The following is a 1,030-nucleotide window of genomic DNA, read 5'->3' as shown; positions in this document are numbered from 1 at the left end:
CGTGTCCCGTCCTACTCGTTTTCACGYCTAAGGCGCCGTCGGTTACGGGGCTATCACCCTTTATTGCCAGGTTTTCCAACCTGTTCACCTAACGCCTAAGCCGCTTAAGGGCTGCTCCGGGTTCGCTCGCCGCTACTGCCGGAATCTCAATTGATTTCTTTTCCTTCGGGTACTTAGATGTTTCAGTTCCCCGAGTTCGCCTCTTAGCGCTATGTATTCACRCTAAGATACCTGCTTATGCAGGTGGGTTTCCCCATTCGGACATCGATGGCTCAAATGCTTCTTACCAGCTCACCATCGCTTTTCGCAGGTTAGTACGTCCTTCATCGCCTCTGACTGCCAAGGCATCCACCGTCTACGCTTAGTCACTTAACCATACAACCCCAAAAGGTCTTGCTTATTTACTTTCACTTTTAAAAAGTGAAAACAAACGGTTTAAACAACTAAGGTTTTGTTTTTGCCGGACTCAAAATAGAGACTTTGCTTATNCTAAGACAAAGCCCAAGCACACTTGATTGTGTGAGTGACATTTCTGTCACTGATTGAGAACTTTACTGTCATTCTTTAAGAATGACTTGTCAGCTTTCCAGATTGTTAAAGAGCATGTCGTTTATTGCTAAATAAACCACGTTCTAAAGATTCTTAAGCAAAAACCTTTAAAGCGTGGTGGGCGATACCGGGCTCGAACCAGTGACCCCCTCCTTGTAAGGGAGGTGCTCTCCCAACTGAGCTAATCGCCCATCTTCCAGACTTGGTGGAGCTAGGCGGGATCGAACCGCCGACCTCTTGCATGCCATGCAAGCGCTCTCCCAGCTGAGCTATAGCCCCGCGYCTGAGAAATGGTGGGTTGTACAGGATTCGAACCTGTGACCAATTGATTAAAAGTCAACTGCTCTACCAACTGAGCTAACAACCCAATGGCGTCCCATAGGGGAGTCGAACCCCTGTTACCGCCGTGAAAGGGCGGTGTCCTAGGCCTCTAGACGAATGGGACACGCTGATATGTTTGGGAACATATCCTCTTTAATAC

Annotated in this window: 4 tRNA genes and 1 rRNA gene; all 5 read right to left on the bottom strand. The window is 48.1% G+C overall.

Annotated features, from left to right (window positions below):
- Positions 1-375: ribosomal RNA gene (locus BZG73_RS15935) — 23S ribosomal RNA — on the bottom strand; the annotation flags it as partial.
- Positions 376-664: 289 nt separating this feature from the next.
- Positions 665-740 (bottom strand) — tRNA-Val (locus BZG73_RS15930).
- A gap of 12 nt (positions 741-752) precedes the next feature.
- A tRNA-Ala gene (locus BZG73_RS15925) sits at positions 753-828 on the bottom strand.
- 12 nt (positions 829-840) lie between these two features.
- Positions 841-916: transfer RNA gene (locus BZG73_RS15920), tRNA-Lys, on the bottom strand.
- Between the two features lie 2 nt (positions 917-918).
- Positions 919-994 (bottom strand) — tRNA-Glu (locus BZG73_RS15915).
- Positions 995-1,030 lie beyond the last annotated feature (36 nt).

Origin of the sequence: Salinivibrio siamensis (assembly GCF_001996005.1) — a bacterium.
Classification (GTDB): domain Bacteria; phylum Pseudomonadota; class Gammaproteobacteria; order Enterobacterales; family Vibrionaceae; genus Salinivibrio; species Salinivibrio siamensis.
This window is presented reverse-complemented; position numbering and strand designations above follow the sequence as displayed.